Source organism: Pseudoalteromonas aliena (genome assembly GCF_038155085.1).
GTDB classification, from domain to species: domain Bacteria; phylum Pseudomonadota; class Gammaproteobacteria; order Enterobacterales; family Alteromonadaceae; genus Pseudoalteromonas; species Pseudoalteromonas aliena_A.
This window is the reverse complement of the sequence record NZ_JBAKAU010000217.1, coordinates 1-216: the sequence shown is the minus strand read 5'-3', so window position 1 is coordinate 216 and position 216 is coordinate 1. Positions and strand designations below refer to the sequence as shown.

General features: G+C 37.0%; 1 pseudogene. It reads right to left on the bottom strand.

The features are described 5' to 3' along the window. Positions 1-216: pseudogene (locus V6260_RS19145) on the bottom strand (hypothetical protein); the annotation flags it as partial.

Genomic DNA, 216 nt, shown 5'->3' with positions numbered 1-216 from the left:
TGTTCTCAACGATTCAATTTTTAGGACAAAATCAGGGATTAAGGGTTTTACTTCAGCTCGTTTGGCAGCAATTGGCGCTCCTTGCTGTTGTAAAATTGATTGTTGTTCTTTTGAAATAGCATGATCATCACGCGTTACTATTCTAAAGCGATTAATGCCTGCAAATTGGTGCTCGAGCATAAGCAATAAATTTTTATTATCAAACTCACGCATTGC